General features: G+C 71.8%; 1 protein-coding gene. It reads right to left on the reverse strand.

The genetic code is table 11. The features are described 5' to 3' along the window. Positions 1-53: 53 nt before the first annotated feature. A partial coding sequence (locus tag MTQ10_RS30155) for a S8 family peptidase (protein WP_247473773.1) occupies positions 54-1,780 on the reverse strand: 1,727 nt, incomplete at its 5' end.

Raw genomic sequence — 1,780 nt, forward strand, 5'->3', positions numbered from 1 at the left:
GGGCCGGCCGGTGCCCATCCGCACCGGCCGGCCCGCCTGCTCGGGGGCGCCTGTCAGAAGGTGAGCGCCCAGCTGTTGAGGGTGCCCGTGTCGTAGCGGGCGACGTCCTGGACGCGCAGCTTCCAGGTGCCGTTCGCGGTCTCGCCGGACGCGTTCACCGTGTAGGTGGTGTCGATGTTGTCGGCGGAGTCGGACGAGCTGGAGTTCTTCAGCCGGTAGGCGGTGCCGTCGGGGGCGATCAGGTCGATGACGAGGTCACCGCGCCAGGTGTGGGTGATGTTCACCGCGACCTTCAGGGTGGCGGGCGCGTTGCCGCTGATGCCGGTGACGGTGATCGGCGAGGTGATCGCGGACCCGGCGTCCGGGATGGCGACGGCGCCGGTGCTGCTGAAGGTGGTGCCCCCCGTGGAGCCGCCGGAGCCCGTCACCGCCTTCAGTGTCTTGGTCGCGTCCGCGAGTCCCGCGCCGCAGCCGCCGGAGCAGCTGCCGGGCAGGGGCCGGGCGTTGGCCTTGATGGCCGTCTCGATCTGCGCCGGGGTCAGGGACGCGTTCGCCGACTTCATCAGCGCGACGAGGCCCGCGATGTGCGGGGTGGCCATGCTGGTGCCCTGGTAGTAGGCGTACGACTCCGTGGACGGCGTCTTGGTGCCGGAGTTCAGTGTGGACAGGATGCCGTTGGCGGTGCCGGTGCTGGTCTGGCCGCCGGGGGCGGAGATGTCCACCAGGGAGCCGTAGTTGGAATAGGACGCCTTGGCGCCGCTGCGGTTGGTCGCGGCGACGGAGATGACGTTGTTGCAGTTGCCGGGCGAGTGGTTCGCCACGTTGTCGTTCTCGTTGCCGGCGGCGACGACGATGGTGGTGCCGCGGCTGACGGCGGCGTTGATGGCGTTCTGGGTGGCGGTGGTGCAGGCGCCGTCGCCGCCCAGGGACATGTTGATGACCTTGGCGACGTTGGGGTTGGCGGGCACGCCGGAGACGGTGCCGCCGGAGGCCCAGGTGATGGCGTCGATGATGTCGGAGTCGTAGCCGCCGCACTTGCCGAGGACCCTGAGCGGGGAGATCTTGGCGTGGTGGGCGATACCGGCGACGCCCTTGCCGTTGTTCGTGACGGCGGCGATGGTGCCGGCGACGTGGGTGCCGTGCCAGGAGGAGCTGCTGGCGGGGATGCCGGCGCCGCACTCGTTGGCGTTGTACCAGTCGCCCGGGTCGGCGGGGTTGCTGTCGCGGCCGTCGCCGTCGACGGAGACGGCGGTGTCCGAGATGAAGTCGTAGCCGGGGACGATGTTGGCGGCGAGGTCGGAGTGGGCGACGTAGCCGGTGTCGATGACGGCGACGGTGACCCCGCTGCCGTCGGCGATGTCCCAGGCGCCGGGCACGCGCATGCCGGCGGTCTCCTCGAACAGGTCCCACTGCTTGGCGTATTGGGTGTCGTTCGGGGTGGCGGCCATCGGCCTGTTGAGACGGTCCGGTACGACGTAGGCGACCTGCGGGTCGGCCTCGAACGCGGCGACGACGTCGGCGACCTCGGTGCGGGAGGCTTTCCGGCCGAGGTCGACGAGGGCGGCGCCGGTGCCGAGGCGGCGCCGGAAACCGGCGTCGGCCCCGGCGTGTTCGCCCTTGGCGGCGGCGTCGGCCTGCGCGGCCCGGTCGGAGGTGGCTTCCGGGGCGTCTGCCGTGTAGCCGACGATGAGCCGCTCGGCGGGGACGCCGGGTGCGGCCTCGGTCTGCGCCGTGGGGACGGCGTTCCCGGCGAGCGGCTCATCGTCGGCTACACGGCAGA

Source organism: Streptomyces sp. XM83C, from assembly GCF_023072675.1.
Lineage (GTDB): Bacteria > Actinomycetota > Actinomycetes > Streptomycetales > Streptomycetaceae > Streptomyces > Streptomyces thermocoprophilus.